Here is a 14,035-nt window from a genome sequence, read left to right as displayed (position 1 = left end):
GTATGAGTGGGTATGTTGGTGTTTTTTTAAGAGCTCATATCCCTCAAATTCATACGATTCTTCATACTCTCTCACAAGCACTCTCTCCTAAAAATATTATTTTTGAAATGAACAATCCTTATGGTTTTGAGGGTGAGGACTTAGCAGTGATTGAACAAGAATGTGATTTTCTTATTTCTTTAGGAGGTGATGGAACCTTGATTTCAACATTGGGTAAAATCCACTCTCTTCCTATTTTGGGGATTAATGCAGGAAGATTGGGATTTCTTACAGGGATTGGAATTTCGCAAATCCAAAGTTTTTTTTCTTCAGAAAATGATTATAGAATTGAAAAACATGCAATGCTCAGTCTCTATCTTGATGATCACTTGATCTCTTATTGCCTTAATGAAGTCGTCATTTCTAAAAAATCTCTTCCAACAATGGTACAAATTGAGGCAAGAATTGATGGAAAATCACTCAATCATTATCGTTGTGATGGTCTAATTGTCGCCACTCCAACAGGCTCAACGGCATACAATATTTCAGCAGGAGGCAGTGTGGTTTATCCCTATTGCAAAAATATTCTTCTTACTCCTTTGGCTCCACATTCTTTGACACAAAGAGCAATGGTATTGAGTGATGAGGTGAAATTGGAGTTTAAAGTATTAGAAGATTCAAAGATTATTATTGATGGGCAAAGAGAATTTAGTTTTTCTCCCTCACAAGTTTTAAGAGTGTGTTTTGAAGAACAATATGCACATCTTATTTATCCTAAGCAGAGAGATTATTTTGAAGTGCTTAGAGAAAAATTTCATTGGGGAGAGCAATAGTGTATCTTGAACATATTCTCATCAAACATTCTCCCGCATTTGATACGGTTAAAATCACACCTTCTAAGGGATTAAATATTATTAGTGGGGCAAGTGGGGCTGGAAAATCTGTATTTTTCCATTCCCTTCTTGCGCTTATGGGGATTAAAGAGAGCAATGCAAGTACATTGGAGGCGAAAGTAGGGGGGGAAATTGATGTTAAAGAATATCCTCAAGAAGAAGAAGTGCTCATTCAGATTCTTAAAAAAGATAAGGCACGCTATTATTTTAATGAGCAATCAAGTTCAAAAAAAAGATTTCATGATATTTTTTTCCCCTATACCAAGCTTTTAACCCATAAGAATTCCAATGAACTTACAAGTGAGTATCTTATAAATGTTTTAGATACTTTGATTTCTTCGTCAGAGCATCAAGAAACCTTAAAGAAATTTCAAGAAGATTTTTTGCATCATCAAGCCTTACAAAAAAAACTAAAAGAGCTATTAGATGAGAAAAGAAAACTTGCAGAGCTTAAAGAATTTACACTCTTTGAAATTGAAAGAATTGAGAAAATTTCTCCAAAAGTTGGAGAATATGAAGAACTTTTAGCCCTTAAGAAGCGTCTCTCTAAAAAAGAAAAGTTACAAACTCTAGCCAATGACGCCCTTAACGCTTTAGAAAATATGAGCAGTGTGAGTGCTTTTTTGGAAAATGCAGAGATTAAGATTGAGGGATTTGCATCAACTATCCTAGAAGCAAGGACTATGATTGAGAGTGAGTGTGAGAAGCTTGATATTCTCCAAGAGATCAATCCTGAGGAAATTTTAGATAGGCTTTCTGCTCTTAATTCATTAATTTCTCGTTATGGTGGGATAGAGGAGGCATTACAAAAACTCCAAGAACAAAAGATGAAACTTAGGGGATATGAGAGGATTGATGAGGATTCTTCTTATATTCAAGAAGAAATCACTTTTATCTCTTCCTCTTTAAGTGCTCTTGCACATACACTCACCCAAGAGAGAAAAAAGGCTCTTGCAATCTTTAAAGATAGACTTGATTCTTACTCTAAACTCCTTTTACTCTCCAAAATCAATCTTACTCTTGAGGAAGGAGAAATGAGTATTTTGGGGAAAGATGAGTTAAGAATTGGACTTAAAGAGAGTGGGGTACAGACTCTTAGTTCTGGAGAATACAATCGATTGAGGCTTGCAGTTTTGGCAGTAGAGAATAAAAATGATGGAGGGATATTGTTTTTAGATGAGATTGATGCAAATCTGAGTGGAGAGGAAAGCGAGGGTGTGGCCAAAGTGCTTAAAGCACTTTCAAGCTCTTATCAGGTCTTTGCAATCTCTCATCAACCTCATCTTCCTTCTTATGCAGATATGCATTTTTTGATCAAAAAAGGTGAAAATAAAAGTGAGATGATCGCTCTTGATAGGGAGGGCAGGATTAAAGAAATTGCAAGAATGATCAGTGGTGCCACACTCACACAAGAAGCTTTAGAGTTTGCAAGTAAAAAGTTAGGACTATGAAACTTTCTGTTCTTAAAGCAATCAGTGAATTATTCTCAACCTATAAGAGTATTTTTTCACTCAGACGTTTAGAAGATAATCTCTTTTTACTGATTTTGGATTTTAATGAGTTTTATTTGGATATGACTAAAGGAAATTCTAGAATCTTTATAAGCAAGGAGAGAATTTTGGGCTCCCCTTACCGCGCACCCTTTGATGTGGCTTTGAATAGATATTGCTCAAGGGCCAAACTTCTTTCCTGTGCTCTTGATGGAAATAATCGTATTTTAATTTTTGAATTTCTGCACCAAAGTCAATATAAAGAGCAGAAATTTTCTTTACATTTTGAATTTACAGGCAAGCATACTAATGTGATTTTAGTTGATACTCAAGGAGTGGTAATCGAGGCTTTGAGGCATGTTGGAGAGGGCAAAAGTATAAGAGTAGTCAAACCTCAAAAACCCTTTACTCCTCTACCTCAGCCTACTTGCTCTAAGCAAATAGAAAAAATAGCCAATATTAAAGAGCTCCTAGAGCAAGAATACCACCTCTTGCATACCCATAAGCTTGAGCAAAAACGAGCAGTGGTGCTTAGAAGTCTAGAAAAAAAGCTCTCCTCACTCCAAGAGAGGCTTCATTCATTGCCAAAGCTTGAAGAACTTAAAACAGAGGGAGAGAACTATAGTCAGTATGCAAATCTTATTCTCCGCTATCTTCATACTCTAAAGTATTTTCACTCTCCTTTATTTTTGCAGGATGATAATCAAAGAGAGGTAAAAATTGAGTTTCCTCATAAGATTCGTAGTTTTTCGCAAGGAGCAAATTATTTCTTTACTCAAAATAAAAAGATTAAAAAAAAGATTGCAAATCTTCATTTACAGTCTGAAAATCTTCAGTCAAAAATTGATTTTATTCACTCTCAAATTTCTTTTGTAAGACAAACAGAATATCTGGAAGATTTACAAATCTTTTCTCAAAAGCTTCAAAAGAATAAGGAAATTAAAAAAGACTATGAGAGTTTTTTTATCGATGGTTTTAAAGTTTCAATTGGTAGAAATGCAAAAGAAAATGTCAAGCTACTTCAAGACGCTAAAGCCGATGATTTATGGTTACACTTACAAAATATTCCTTCTTCGCATATGATTATTCATTGTGGAAAGAGACAACCACGAGAGGAAATGATTTATAAAAGTGCAAAAATTCTAGCTGGGTTAAATGGAATTTCAAATCAAAGGGTGCTTGTCGATTATACTCAACGGAGATTTGTTAAAATCATTCAAGACGCAATAGTTAATTATGCCAAACAGAAAACTCTTAGGCTTTAAGGAGGATAAAATGGCAGTCAGTTCAATTGGAAATTTAACCTTTATCAATCAAAATGCTCAAGTAAGTTCAGCTCATCAAGCAGGAACACAACATAAAGGGGATATTGCAAATATTGCCAATATGCAAGATTTTCAAGACAAGCTTAATGGCACCCAAGAAGTTAGAAAGTTAGAAGAAAATGAGGCAATTAATCCTGATAGAGATTCACAAAAAAAACGACATGATCAAGAAGAAGATCAGAAGCAAAGAGCAAGAAGCCATCACCAAGAAGAGCAAGAAGGTAAAACTCCTCAAGTTCATCTTTTAGACATTAAGGCATAAAATGAAAATCAGTGGCTTTACTTTTTTAAAAAATGGCTCAATTTTGGGCTATCCCTTTATACAATCCATACAATCTCTTCTTCCTTTAGTTGATGAGTTTATTGTTAATGTGGGGATAAGCGAAGATAACACATTAGAGCAACTTCAAGAGCTTCAAAAAAGTGAAGAAGGACAAAAAATTAAGATCATTCAAAGCACTTGGTGTGAAAAAATGGTAAATAAGGGCTATGTCTATGGGCAGCAGAAAATGATTGCTCAGTTTCAATGCAGTGGAGATTGGGCATTTTATCTTGAGGCTGATGAGGTTTTACACCAACAAGATTTGCCCCACATCAAAGAAGTAATGCAAACTTATCTCAAAGATCCTCAAGTAGAAGCCTTGGCATTTAACTATATACATTTTTATGGCAATGCTCATACCTATGCTTATTCTCCTGGATGGTATCGGACAGAAGTTAGGGCAATTAAAACGAGTGTGAGAAGTTATGCGCCTGATGGACTCTTTTGGGTGGTGTTAGATGGAAATAATAAAGTGGGTCGCTATCCTCAAGCGATCCTAACTCAAGCACATATTTATCACTATGGCTGGATTCGCTCTGAAGAAAAAATGACGCTTAAACATTCTAAAGTTGCTAAATATTGGAAACATAATCCCAATATTTATAACTATTCAGAGATTGATTTTGAAGTATTAAAGAGATTTCAAGGCACTCATCCTAAAGTTATATTAGAGTGGTTGGAGGACAACACAATTGATTTTTCTATCCCTAAGCTTTATGAAGCTAATCGTGCTCACAAACTTACAAAACGAGAAAAACGTCATAGAATCTTAGGCAAGATAGAAAAGCTTTTTGGCTATGATTTTTCAAAAAATCATTACAAATTAATTAAGAAACTTTGATATTTCAAGGCTCAAATCCTCAAGAGTGGCGGAAAAGAGGATCAGTGAGTTTGAGTAATAAAGCTTTTAAGAGTTGTAAAAAAGAGCTTAGCCTTGCCCCCCCCCCCTATCTTTAAGAGATCATAGAAATTATAGATAAATCTATAAAGGTGAGGATTGCCTATATATTCTGTGAGGATAATAAAAGCGTGAAATTTGGTTTGATTTGATATAAGAAAGTGCAATATGGGATCTATGGGTTTGGAGAGATTGAATTATTTTAAATTATAGAACCTAAGCTCCTCTGCATTTTCCCACTATCTTATGAATAAAATTAGGATATTCATTCCTGATTATAAAAAATAATTTTAATTTTATATGTTAAGAAGGATAATAAATAAAAAGCAATAAGCCTGAAAAGAAACCCTGCATCTTAGTATGCAGAGTTTTTAACACATTTAATTTTGATTTTTTCCGCAACCATTTCAGTAGAGTTTTTTGCTAAATTAATTTTTACAATATCACCTTCTTTGAGATCTACAAATTTTTTGGCACTACTCCAGCTCATTCCACAGGATTCTTGTTTGATCTTTGTATAGGGCATAACTTTAATTGTATTGTTGTTCACTCGGATGGTTTTATTGGCATTATCAATACTTTCAATTACTCCTTTAAAATCCATAGCCATTAAAACTCCCACATTTAAAATCAATGCCATTATGCTTGTTAAGAATGTTTTCATCATTTTCTCCCGAACTTAGATTTCTCTTTTTTAAAGAGGAAGTAGAATTATAGAAGTCAAAAATAAAATTTATATAAATTGTGTTGGAGAGTTTGAAAGGAAATAAGAAACTAAAATTGTAATTCAAATCTTTTTCTTTAATTGATTAAAAAGTTAATTTCTAGAAATTCTATAATTATTTTATTTCTTTAAAAATAAATTATGATAACTCCAAGCCTATATAAAAATAAATTTTAGAAAAACCCAATAAAAATAGATTCTTTTCGTTATATTTACAAAAATATAATGCCTTGAAATACTAAAGTGGAGGTTTGATGCTAGTAGATACTTTTGGGAGAAAGATTGAATATATTCGCATTTCTGTGACAAAGCAATGCAATTTTAGATGTCAGTATTGTATGCCAGATACTCCTGATGATTTTAAGGACAATTCTCTTATCCCTCTGAATAAGACTTTAGAATTTTTAAAAGTTGCAATTGATGAGGGCGTAAAGAAGATTAGAATTACAGGGGGAGAGCCACTGCTTCGAGATGATTTAAGTGAGTTTATCGCCTTGCTTAGAGCCTATAGCCCCACTCTTGAAATTGCATTAACTACAAATGGATTTTTTCTTAAAAAATATGCCCAAAGTCTCAAAGATGCGGGACTTAATCGCCTTAATGTTTCTTTAGATACGCTCAACCCCCAAAAACTTCGGCTTATTTCTAAACGTGATGCACTCCATCAAATTCTCGAAGGATTAGAAGAAGCCAAAAGAATAGGTTTTCCTATTAAGATTAATATGGTGCCTTTAAAAACAATCAATGATAATGAGGTGCTCAGTATGCTTGATTATTGTTTAGAGAATGGATTTTTCCTTAGATATATTGAGTTTATGGAAAATTCGCATGCTAATCAAAAAATACAGGGAATGAGTGAACAAGAGATTTTGGAACTCATTGCAAAGAAATATGCATTTGAGCAAGTAGAGAAAAAGACTATTGGGCCTGCAAAGGAATTTGCAATACAGGCAGGGAGATTTGGAATCATTGCACCCCATAATGATGATTTTTGTAAAAGTTGTAATCGTGTTAGACTGACGAGTGAAGGGACAATTTGTCCTTGTCTCTATTACCAAGAGGCAGTGAATGCTAGAGATGTGATTTTGCAGGGGGATGTAGAGGGAATGCGTAAAGCTCTTAAACTCTCCGTGTATAATAAACCTGAAAAAAATCAATGGGATCATGAACAAAATCAACATAGCTCAAGAGCTTTTTATTATACAGGTGGCTAAAAAGAAGCTAAAATTTTATCCTTTAATTTATCGAGGAAGAAAATGGAAATTTTAGAGCGTGTTTTAGAGGGTGAAGCACTCCCTGTAAATGAACTAACAAAGCTATATGATTATGATCTTTATACTTTAGGTGAAGCTGCAGATAAAATTCGAAGAGAAAAATTCAGTAATCAGGTTTTTTTTAATATTAATCGCCATATTAATCCTAGCAATATTTGTGCAGATGTATGTAAGTTTTGTGCATTTTCTGCAAGCCGTAAAAACCCAAATAGTTATGAGATGAATCTTGATGAAATTCTTACAATTGCCCAAAATGCAGTCCATAAAGGGGCAAAAGAGGTACATATTGTTAGCTCACATTCTCCAAACTATACGTATGAGTGGTATATGGGAATGTTTAAAGAGATTAAAAGTGCTTTTCCTGCCTTGCACATTAAGGCAATGACGGCAGCTGAAGTAGATTACTTTTCCCGACGTTTTGCCAAAAGCTATGAGCAAGTATTAGAGGATATGGCAAATGCAGGGGTAGATTCTATGCCTGGAGGTGGTGCTGAAATTTTTGATGAGGGGGTGAGAAAAATCATTTGCCAAGGCAAGGTTAAATCTAATGAATGGTTACATATTCATTCCCTTTGGCATAAGATGGGGCGCTATAGTAATGCAACAATGCTTTTTGGTCATATAGAAGAGAGGAAGCATAGAATTGATCATATTTTGCGATTAAAGGCAATGCAAAATACCCAAAATCATGGAGGTTACAATGCCTTCATTCCTCTGCTTTATCAAAAAGAAAATAATTTTTTAAATGTTAAATCTTTCCCCACTTCTCAAGAAATTTTAAAAACCCTAAGCATTGCGAGAATCTTGCTGGATAATATTTCTCATATTAAAGCTTATTGGGCAACTTTGGGATTAAATCTTGCACTTGTGGCTCAAGAATTTGGAGCTGATGATATTGATGGAACGATTGAAGTAGAAAGTATTCAATCACGTGCAGGAGCAAAAAGTGCTCATGGAGTAGAGCTTGAAGATTTGGTTTATAAAATCAAAGATGCGGGTTTTATTCCTGTGGAACGCGATAGTCTTTATCATATTATCAAGACCTACTAAAAGGAGTGCAGATGAAATATTATTCTTATGAAGAGTTTTTACAAGATTTAAAAGATCTCTATAATAAGATTGATAATGAAATTGGAAAACCTGATGCAATCATCGCAATTTCAAGAGGTGGGCTAACTATGGCACATTTACTCTCATTAAGATGGGATCTTAGGGAAGTTTATACTCTTAATGCCATCTCTTATCAAGGTGATAAGCAAGGTGACCTTATTATTAAAAATATCCCCAGTATTCCCGAAGAGTTTGATAAAGTTCTGATTGTTGATGAGATTGTGGATAGTGGTAAGAGTTTAATAAAAATTGTAGATATGCTTAAATCACTCAATCCTTGTATTAATTTTTATACTTCTGCAATTTTCCAAAAATCTACAGCAATTTTCCAAGCAGATTTTTTTCTCAAAGAGCCTATGGATTGGATTGATTTCTTTTGGGAAAAAGATATGTTTGAATAAGGAGAAAGAATGGCTTTAAAACTCTATACCCAAGATGATATTCATACACATTTGCTCTCTAATAAAAAAATTGCAATCTTAGGTTTTGGTGCTCAAGGTAAGGCCCAAGCCCAAAACCTTAAAGATAGTGGACTAGATGTAAAAATTGCTTTAAGAGAAGATTCTCCTTCAATTAAGAGTGCACAGGAATTAGGTTTTGAGGTATTGAATATAGAGCAATCAGTAAAAGAGTGTGACATTTTAGCTTTTTTGCTCCCTGATGAGTGGCATAAAGAAGTGTTTTGTAGTATTTCTCCTTATTTACAGGAGGGTCAAGTTCTTCTTTTCTCTCATGGCTTTAGTATTGTGGTGGGTGAAATTATTCCTCCAAGTTTTGTTGATGTTATTTTGGTTGCTCCTAAGGGAGCAGGAAGAGCTGTGAGGAGTGAATATCTTGAGGGTAGAGGAGTGGTTAGCCTTATAGGAGTGCATCAAGATTTCTCGCATCATGCTCAAGACATTGCACTTGAGTATGCTTGTGCTTTGGGAAGCGGAAAAAGTGCAATTTTTCAGAGTAGTTTTAAAGATGAGTATGAATGTGATCTTTTCTCAGAGCAAAGTGTGATTTGTGGAGGATTGGAAGCATTGATTAGGGCTGGCTTTGAGACACTTACACAGGCAGGATATCCCCAAGAGGTAGCATATTTTGAATGTTTGCATGAAGCAAAGATTGTAATGGATCTTATTTACGCCAAAGGGATTGCTTATATGCGGGAGCATATTTCAAATACTGCTGAATATGGAGATATTCTTGCAGGAGAACGTATTATTAATGCGCAAGTTAAAGAAGAAATGAAGGCGATTTTGCGTGATATTCAAGAAGGCAAATTTGCTAAAAAGTTTATACAAGAGAGGGAAGAGGGGTTTTCTACACTTCAAAAAGAGCGTAAAATTCTTCAAGATTCTCAAATTGAGAAAACTGGGAAACAGATGAGAGGATTAATGCCATGGGTTACGCAATTTTAGGATGTTTATTTGCAATTTTATTTTTAGGATGTTCATCTGACCAAGCTTCTATTCAAATAATCCAATCTCCCACTTCAGCACCCTCAAGATTTACTCAAGAGCAAGAGTTAGAAGCAATAAAAGAAGATTCTCTTAAGCTTGAAGATATTCCCTTAGTCCCCCAAGAGCAAATAATTCAGATTCAATGAAGATTATCCCCACTCCCTTGGAGTTTAATCTCTTAAAAAATCCTCCTAAAAAGATTTTTGCCAAGGGTGATACAGGATTATTATCTTCTAAGAGAAAAATTGCAATTGTAGGGACACGCAAGCCCAATCCTTATGCAAGAGTTTATACTCAAACTTTAGCTAAGATGATTGCAAAGAATGGGGGAGTGGTTGTAAGTGGTGGAGCCTTGGGGATAGACATCATCGCTCATAGTGGAGCTTTTCCTCGCACGATTATGATTGCCCCAACCGATCTAGAACATATTTATCCTTCAAGCAATGCAAAAATCATTTCCACGATTTATTCTGAAGCTCTAGCATTGAGTGAATATGAAAATATTAGCTTACCTAGAGGGTATCATTTCTTACAAAGAAATCGCCTTGTGATTGCTTTAAGCGATTGTGTGATTATCCCACAAGCCGACTTGTGTAGTGGATCTATGCAGAGTGCAAGAATTGCCATAGAGTTGAAAAAGCCTCTTTATGTTTTGCCTCATCGCCTAGGAGAGAGCGAGGGAACAAATGCCTTGCTTGCAGATAGAGAGGCCAAGGCAATTTATTGTGTGAATGAATGGATTAAAGAATGGTTTGAGGATTCATTTGCTCCAGTGAATGATGAGGTTTTGAAGTTTTGTAAGAGAATGCCTAGTTTTGAGGAAGCATATGAGCGTTTTGGAGAGAAAATTTATGAATATGAGTTTGAGGGAAAAATCAAAAGAAATAATGGAATCCTTTATGTGCTCTAATCTTCTTGCTTGTGATATTGGATTAAAACGTATTGGCATAGCGCTTTATTGCAATCATATTATTTTGCCCCTCCAACCCATTCTTAGAAAAAACCGTAAACAAGCCTCACAAGCATTTAAAACTTTATTAGAAGAAAAGCAAATCCATACGCTTATTGTGGGGATTCCAAAAAGTGAGCTTAATGAAGAAGAACACATAATGGAACGTAGAATCAAGCATTTTATTTCTCTTGTAGATTTTAAGGGTCAGATTATTTATGTTGATGAGAGTTATAGTTCAATAGAAGCTCAGGAGCGATTATTTTTGTTGAAAAAAAAAGAACGAAGTGAAAAAATTAAAAACGGTGAGCTTGATAGTCTTGCGGCAATGATTATATTGGAGAGATATCTTTTAAACCCAACTTTATAATCACTTTACCCCTCCTTGCTTTTGCTCTTTTGTAAATTTAGGGGTTGGATTTGAGGAAATATAAGTATAAGAGCTCAGCGGTGTAATGACAATGCTTTTTTGTGCTTTTGCCTTTTTTAAGGTAATGATAAAAGGCTCAGTAAGAGGCGTAGGGTTTTTCCCACAATAAGGTTTTCCTAATTGATCAAAATACACTCTTCCCCCTCCTTTTTCTTTGCAGGATTTTTGAGCAAAGATTTGTATTTCCTCAATCCCAAATCGTTCTTTTAATCTCACATTAGGATGGGTATTGTTTTTGCAAAAATCAGAAATATTGGTATTGTTGTATCCACTTAGGCATTGGGAGTTGCTTGGACTTACTGCAATAAAATCTCCACTCATTGGACGGCCATCATAATTTGTTGTTGTAGAGATTCTGGGAGTATCGTTGTAGATGCTATAACTATTTTGTGTATAAATACCACTTGTGTGAAATTGGATTTGCCACATATTTTTTTGGGGTTGAGCAAGAAGGATTTGAGTATCAATAGAGGGAGAGAGGAGTTTAAAAGGGTGTGTAAAAGAAATTTGTAAATAAAATCTATCATCACTGAGTGCTAGGTTTTGAGTAAGAAGAATATCAGAGAGCAAGATTTTACTTGCCTGCTCAATCCCTTCATCTACTTTTGGGATTGTTAAAGTGAGCATAATACTAGCAATAATAAAAACAATCATAACCTCTAAGAGTCCAAAACCTTTTGAGCTTTTATAAACCTGTAATTTCATATTCTCTGATATTGCGGTGGAGATATTCAACCTTGATTGAGCCATTTTCTTTTGGAATAAGAGAAAGGGGGGAGAAAGGAGAAATACCATAGAATTTTAAAGGAAGTGCAAGTTTGGCATGAGTTTTGATGGCATAAATGTTTTTAGCTTTGAGTTCTTTGGCAATTTCTTTGGAATAATAAAAGTTATCTAGGAAATGGTGCTTATCAAAAAGAAAGAAGATTTTGTTACAAAATAGAAGTGAAATTTCTAATAAAAGAGGAATAATGATGAAATAAAAGCGTCTAAGATAGGAGATTCTAAAAGGTTTAAGTCGGATTCTTAAATCATGCATAAAAACTTTAATCATTACAGGTAGTCCTACAGCACTTAGGGGAAGGAAAGTGTATAAATCAATCTCCTGTCTTAAAGAAAGCACAATGGTAAAAACAATGCTTGTTGCACTCACATACAGAATAAAAGAATGTTCTTTTCTTAAAAGTGAGTGATAAAGTGTGTAGAAAAAATAAACAAATAACATGGGTGAATACAATAAAGAGAGTAATCCAAGTGTGTCAAGAAAGTGTCCTTGAGGAATCCCTTTAATATGAAGATTAAAAAGATACATGTTTGCACTAAAGCAAAAGAGTGAAAAGAAGAGAGTTTTATTGTGCTTGTGTTTGAGTGAATATAGAAAAAGAGCAAGAAAGATAATGCTAAAAGCAGGATCTAAAAAACTTGCTGTCGCACAAAGAGGGTAGAAAAGTATACGATAGCGCTTGATATGTAAGAAGCAAAGTAGAAGTGTTAAGAATAGAACAAAAACACTTTTATGAACAAAAATTGAAATGAGATTAATTCCAGGTAAAAGTGCAAAGATTCCTACACATAAAAGCCTGTCAATAGGATGTTTAAGATAGTATTTGCAAATCTCATAAAGTAAATAGAGATTGCATAGATGAGTAAGTAAAAAGGGGAGTCTCAGTCCAAAGTCATTGCGTCCAAAAATTTGTGTGCTTAGATATGCAATATTTCCAGCAACTGTGTTTTGAGAGAAATAAATCAATGCTTCTTTATAGCTGATACTGATCTCATCAATCATGAGACAAAGCATTAAAGCATCAAGACAAACAATCAGGAAAAAATAAATATTTGCTTTTCTCTCACTCATACTTTTTTGCATTCATACTTTTCTCTTTCAATTTTGATACAACAATCTTGCACAAACATCACTCCTTTTTGAACAGCCAGAGCTTTTGCTTCTTGATTGCAGATTCCAAGTTGAAGCCAAATTACTTTGGGTTTAAAAGATGAGAGAATCTCTTGGGTGATTGTATAGCATTTTTCCCCATTTCTAAAGATGAGAAAAATATCCATTTCTTCTTGAAGCTCATCGAGATCTTTATAGACCTTCTCTCCTAAAATCTCTTCACCCCTAGGGTAAATAGGAAAAATTTTATACCCTTTTGTTTGTAGATATGAGGCTACTTGAAAGCTTGGCTTTGAGGGCAGAGGAGAAAGTCCAATAATGGCAATATTTTTACTGATTTTTAGAAGTTCTTGAATTTGCATTTCTCTTATAGTCCTTGATAAAAATAGGTAGGGCAATCATTACTCCTGAAACAATGACAAACATCATACCCATTAAGCTTGTCAAATTTGGCAATTGATCTCCTAAATAAATTCCAAAAATCAGACTAAAAATAATTTTTGTGTAATCAATAGGGGAAATGATTCCTGCAGGAGCAAGGATAAAAGCTTTGGTCATAAAGTATTGCCCCAAAGTTCCACAAATCCCCATAATGAGTATCACCCACCATAAATCTCCCTCAATACTCCGCCAAACAAAAATTTCAATAGGATAAAACTCTCCAATCATCAAGCACCCCAAACTTAAAAGTGTAGCTACAATCCCAAAGGCTAGAATAATCACTCTTTCTTCAAAATATTTTTTACATTCCCTTACACTCACAAGTGCTATTGCAGCCCCAAGTCCACTAAGAATACCTACAATAATATTAACAAAGGGAATATGAGAGCTAGGTGAGCTAATTAATAAGATCCCTACAAACCCTAATGCTGTGGCAATAAAAACAAGAGGAGAGAGAGTTTCTTTGAGAAAGAAATAGGCTAGAAATACTGCATATAATGGAGTGGTTTGAGCAAATGTGGAGGCGATTCCTAAAGGGATAGTTGCAATATTATAGAATGTAAGAAGCATACTCACTCCTCCAAAGCAGGTGCGTATCAGTAAAGGGAGATATCCACCTTGAGAGTTGCTGCGTTTAAGTGGAGTAATTAAAAAAAGTAAAAGAATAAAACCGCTCATTAAGAGTGAGCGAAAAAACATGGATTGCATAATGGAGATATCTTGAGAGAGGATTTTAATTAAGGCATTCATCAAGGAAAAAAATAGGCACGCCAAAAGCATAGAGAGAATACCTAGAGAATCTTGATTTTTCATACTTTGCCCTAAAGATTTCAAATATAACTTTGAATCATAACATCA

General features: G+C 34.4%; 17 protein-coding genes. 12 read left to right on the top strand and 5 right to left on the bottom strand.

Translation table 11 applies throughout. The features are described 5' to 3' along the window. Positions 1-2 precede the first annotated feature (2 nt). The 5 genes from CQA62_RS00960 to CQA62_RS00940 are packed head-to-tail and all read left to right on the top strand — an operon-like array spanning position 3 to position 4,850. On the top strand, positions 3-812 hold the full coding sequence (locus CQA62_RS00960; protein ID WP_104723812.1) for an NAD(+)/NADH kinase: 810 nt from the start codon (positions 3-5) through the stop codon (positions 810-812). Next, positions 812-2,323, top strand: coding sequence for an AAA family ATPase (locus CQA62_RS00955; RefSeq protein ID WP_158653675.1), 1,512 nt, complete (start codon positions 812-814; stop codon positions 2,321-2,323). The genes CQA62_RS00960 and CQA62_RS00955 overlap by 1 nt, the downstream gene beginning before the upstream one ends. Then, positions 2,320-3,627 carry an NFACT family protein gene (locus CQA62_RS00950; protein ID WP_104723808.1) on the top strand — a complete coding sequence of 436 codons (1,308 nt, stop codon included), beginning with the start codon at positions 2,320-2,322 and terminating at the stop codon, positions 3,625-3,627. The genes CQA62_RS00955 and CQA62_RS00950 overlap by 4 nt, the downstream gene beginning before the upstream one ends. 10 nt (positions 3,628-3,637) lie before the next feature. Then, entirely contained in the window at positions 3,638-3,949 is a 312-nt protein-coding gene (locus CQA62_RS00945; protein WP_104723806.1) for a hypothetical protein, read from the top strand. 1 nt (position 3,950) lies between these two features. Next, positions 3,951-4,850: a glycosyltransferase family protein gene (locus CQA62_RS00940; protein ID WP_104723804.1), complete on the top strand. Its 900-nt coding sequence runs from the start codon at positions 3,951-3,953 to the stop codon at positions 4,848-4,850. A 412-nt stretch (positions 4,851-5,262) separates the two neighbouring features. On the opposite strand, the gene CQA62_RS00935 is transcribed toward CQA62_RS00940, so the two are convergent. Then, the gene (locus tag CQA62_RS00935; RefSeq protein ID WP_126498354.1) at positions 5,263-5,571 is read right to left on the bottom strand and encodes a DUF5666 domain-containing protein; all 309 of its coding nucleotides are present in this window, start codon (positions 5,569-5,571) and stop codon (positions 5,263-5,265) included. Between the two features lie 314 nt (positions 5,572-5,885). On the opposite strand from CQA62_RS00935, the gene moaA reads away from it, so the two are divergent. The 7 genes from moaA to ruvX are packed head-to-tail and all read left to right on the top strand — an operon-like array spanning position 5,886 to position 10,782. Continuing rightward, entirely contained in the window at positions 5,886-6,845 is a 960-nt protein-coding gene (gene moaA, locus CQA62_RS00925; protein WP_104723796.1) for a GTP 3',8-cyclase MoaA, read from the top strand. 42 nt (positions 6,846-6,887) lie between these two features. After that, positions 6,888-7,955 carry an aminofutalosine synthase MqnE gene (mqnE, locus tag CQA62_RS00920; RefSeq protein ID WP_104723794.1) on the top strand — a complete coding sequence of 356 codons (1,068 nt, stop codon included), beginning with the start codon at positions 6,888-6,890 and terminating at the stop codon, positions 7,953-7,955. 11 nt (positions 7,956-7,966) lie between these two features. Further along, positions 7,967-8,416, top strand: a complete 450-nt coding sequence (locus CQA62_RS00915) for a phosphoribosyltransferase (protein ID WP_104723792.1) — start codon at positions 7,967-7,969, stop codon at positions 8,414-8,416. A gap of 9 nt (positions 8,417-8,425) precedes the next feature. Next, a complete protein-coding gene (ilvC, locus tag CQA62_RS00910) occupies positions 8,426-9,421 on the top strand; it encodes a ketol-acid reductoisomerase (protein ID WP_104723790.1) in 996 nt (331 codons plus the stop codon). Continuing rightward, on the top strand, positions 9,403-9,609 hold the full coding sequence (locus CQA62_RS00905; RefSeq protein ID WP_104723788.1) for a hypothetical protein: 207 nt from the start codon (positions 9,403-9,405) through the stop codon (positions 9,607-9,609). The genes ilvC and CQA62_RS00905 overlap by 19 nt, the downstream gene beginning before the upstream one ends. Continuing rightward, entirely contained in the window at positions 9,606-10,373 is a 768-nt protein-coding gene (locus tag CQA62_RS00900) for a DNA-processing protein DprA (protein ID WP_104723786.1), read from the top strand. The genes CQA62_RS00905 and CQA62_RS00900 overlap by 4 nt, the downstream gene beginning before the upstream one ends. Beyond that, on the top strand, positions 10,363-10,782 hold the full coding sequence (ruvX, locus tag CQA62_RS00895) for a Holliday junction resolvase RuvX (RefSeq protein ID WP_104723784.1): 420 nt from the start codon (positions 10,363-10,365) through the stop codon (positions 10,780-10,782). Before CQA62_RS00900 ends, ruvX begins: the two co-directional genes overlap by 11 nt. Here ruvX and CQA62_RS00890 read toward each other — a convergent pair whose 3' ends face one another. From CQA62_RS00890 to CQA62_RS00875, 4 genes are read right to left on the bottom strand one after another with little or no spacing between them, the layout of a single operon-like run. Beyond that, positions 10,783-11,547: a pilus assembly FimT family protein gene (locus tag CQA62_RS00890; RefSeq protein WP_158653674.1), complete on the bottom strand. Its 765-nt coding sequence runs from the start codon at positions 11,545-11,547 to the stop codon at positions 10,783-10,785. Beyond that, complete coding sequence (locus CQA62_RS00885) at positions 11,528-12,709, bottom strand: hypothetical protein (RefSeq protein WP_104723782.1); 1,182 nt, start codon at positions 12,707-12,709, stop codon at positions 11,528-11,530. Before CQA62_RS00885 ends, CQA62_RS00890 begins: the two co-directional genes overlap by 20 nt. Continuing rightward, positions 12,694-13,098: a CoA-binding protein gene (locus tag CQA62_RS00880; protein ID WP_104723780.1), complete on the bottom strand. Its 405-nt coding sequence runs from the start codon at positions 13,096-13,098 to the stop codon at positions 12,694-12,696. Before CQA62_RS00880 ends, CQA62_RS00885 begins: the two co-directional genes overlap by 16 nt. Then, positions 13,067-13,990 carry a DMT family transporter gene (locus tag CQA62_RS00875; protein ID WP_104723778.1) on the bottom strand — a complete coding sequence of 308 codons (924 nt, stop codon included), beginning with the start codon at positions 13,988-13,990 and terminating at the stop codon, positions 13,067-13,069. Before CQA62_RS00875 ends, CQA62_RS00880 begins: the two co-directional genes overlap by 32 nt. Positions 13,991-14,035: the final 45 nt, after the last annotated feature.

It is taken from the genome of Helicobacter cholecystus (genome assembly GCF_003364215.1).
In the GTDB taxonomy this organism is placed as follows: Bacteria; Campylobacterota; Campylobacteria; order Campylobacterales; family Helicobacteraceae; genus Helicobacter_G; species Helicobacter_G cholecystus.
The sequence above is the reverse complement of the archived record's forward strand: the minus strand, read 5'-3'. Positions and strand labels throughout refer to the sequence as shown.

What these genes read in the sequence shown, in the direction of transcription:
- CQA62_RS00960 (WP_104723812.1), top strand. Translation starts at nt 3, where the DNA reads ATGAGTGGGTATGTTGGTGTTTTTTTAAGAGCTCATATCCCTCAAATT.
- CQA62_RS00950 (WP_104723808.1), top strand. Translation starts at nt 2,320, where the DNA reads ATGAAACTTTCTGTTCTTAAAGCAATCAGTGAATTATTCTCAACCTAT.
- CQA62_RS00945 (WP_104723806.1), top strand. Translation starts at nt 3,638, where the DNA reads ATGGCAGTCAGTTCAATTGGAAATTTAACCTTTATCAATCAAAATGCT.
- CQA62_RS00940 (WP_104723804.1), top strand. Translation starts at nt 3,951, where the DNA reads ATGAAAATCAGTGGCTTTACTTTTTTAAAAAATGGCTCAATTTTGGGC.
- CQA62_RS00935 (WP_126498354.1), bottom strand. Translation starts at nt 5,571, where the DNA reads ATGAAAACATTCTTAACAAGCATAATGGCATTGATTTTAAATGTGGGA.
- moaA (WP_104723796.1), top strand. Translation starts at nt 5,886, where the DNA reads ATGCTAGTAGATACTTTTGGGAGAAAGATTGAATATATTCGCATTTCT.
- mqnE (WP_104723794.1), top strand. Translation starts at nt 6,888, where the DNA reads ATGGAAATTTTAGAGCGTGTTTTAGAGGGTGAAGCACTCCCTGTAAAT.
- CQA62_RS00915 (WP_104723792.1), top strand. Translation starts at nt 7,967, where the DNA reads ATGAAATATTATTCTTATGAAGAGTTTTTACAAGATTTAAAAGATCTC.
- ilvC (WP_104723790.1), top strand. Translation starts at nt 8,426, where the DNA reads ATGGCTTTAAAACTCTATACCCAAGATGATATTCATACACATTTGCTC.
- CQA62_RS00905 (WP_104723788.1), top strand. Translation starts at nt 9,403, where the DNA reads ATGGGTTACGCAATTTTAGGATGTTTATTTGCAATTTTATTTTTAGGA.
- CQA62_RS00900 (WP_104723786.1), top strand. Translation starts at nt 9,606, where the DNA reads ATGAAGATTATCCCCACTCCCTTGGAGTTTAATCTCTTAAAAAATCCT.
- ruvX (WP_104723784.1), top strand. Translation starts at nt 10,363, where the DNA reads ATGTGCTCTAATCTTCTTGCTTGTGATATTGGATTAAAACGTATTGGC.
- CQA62_RS00890 (WP_158653674.1), bottom strand. Translation starts at nt 11,547, where the DNA reads ATGAAATTACAGGTTTATAAAAGCTCAAAAGGTTTTGGACTCTTAGAG.
- CQA62_RS00885 (WP_104723782.1), bottom strand. Translation starts at nt 12,709, where the DNA reads ATGCAAAAAAGTATGAGTGAGAGAAAAGCAAATATTTATTTTTTCCTG.
- CQA62_RS00880 (WP_104723780.1), bottom strand. Translation starts at nt 13,098, where the DNA reads ATGCAAATTCAAGAACTTCTAAAAATCAGTAAAAATATTGCCATTATT.
- CQA62_RS00875 (WP_104723778.1), bottom strand. Translation starts at nt 13,990, where the DNA reads ATGAAAAATCAAGATTCTCTAGGTATTCTCTCTATGCTTTTGGCGTGC.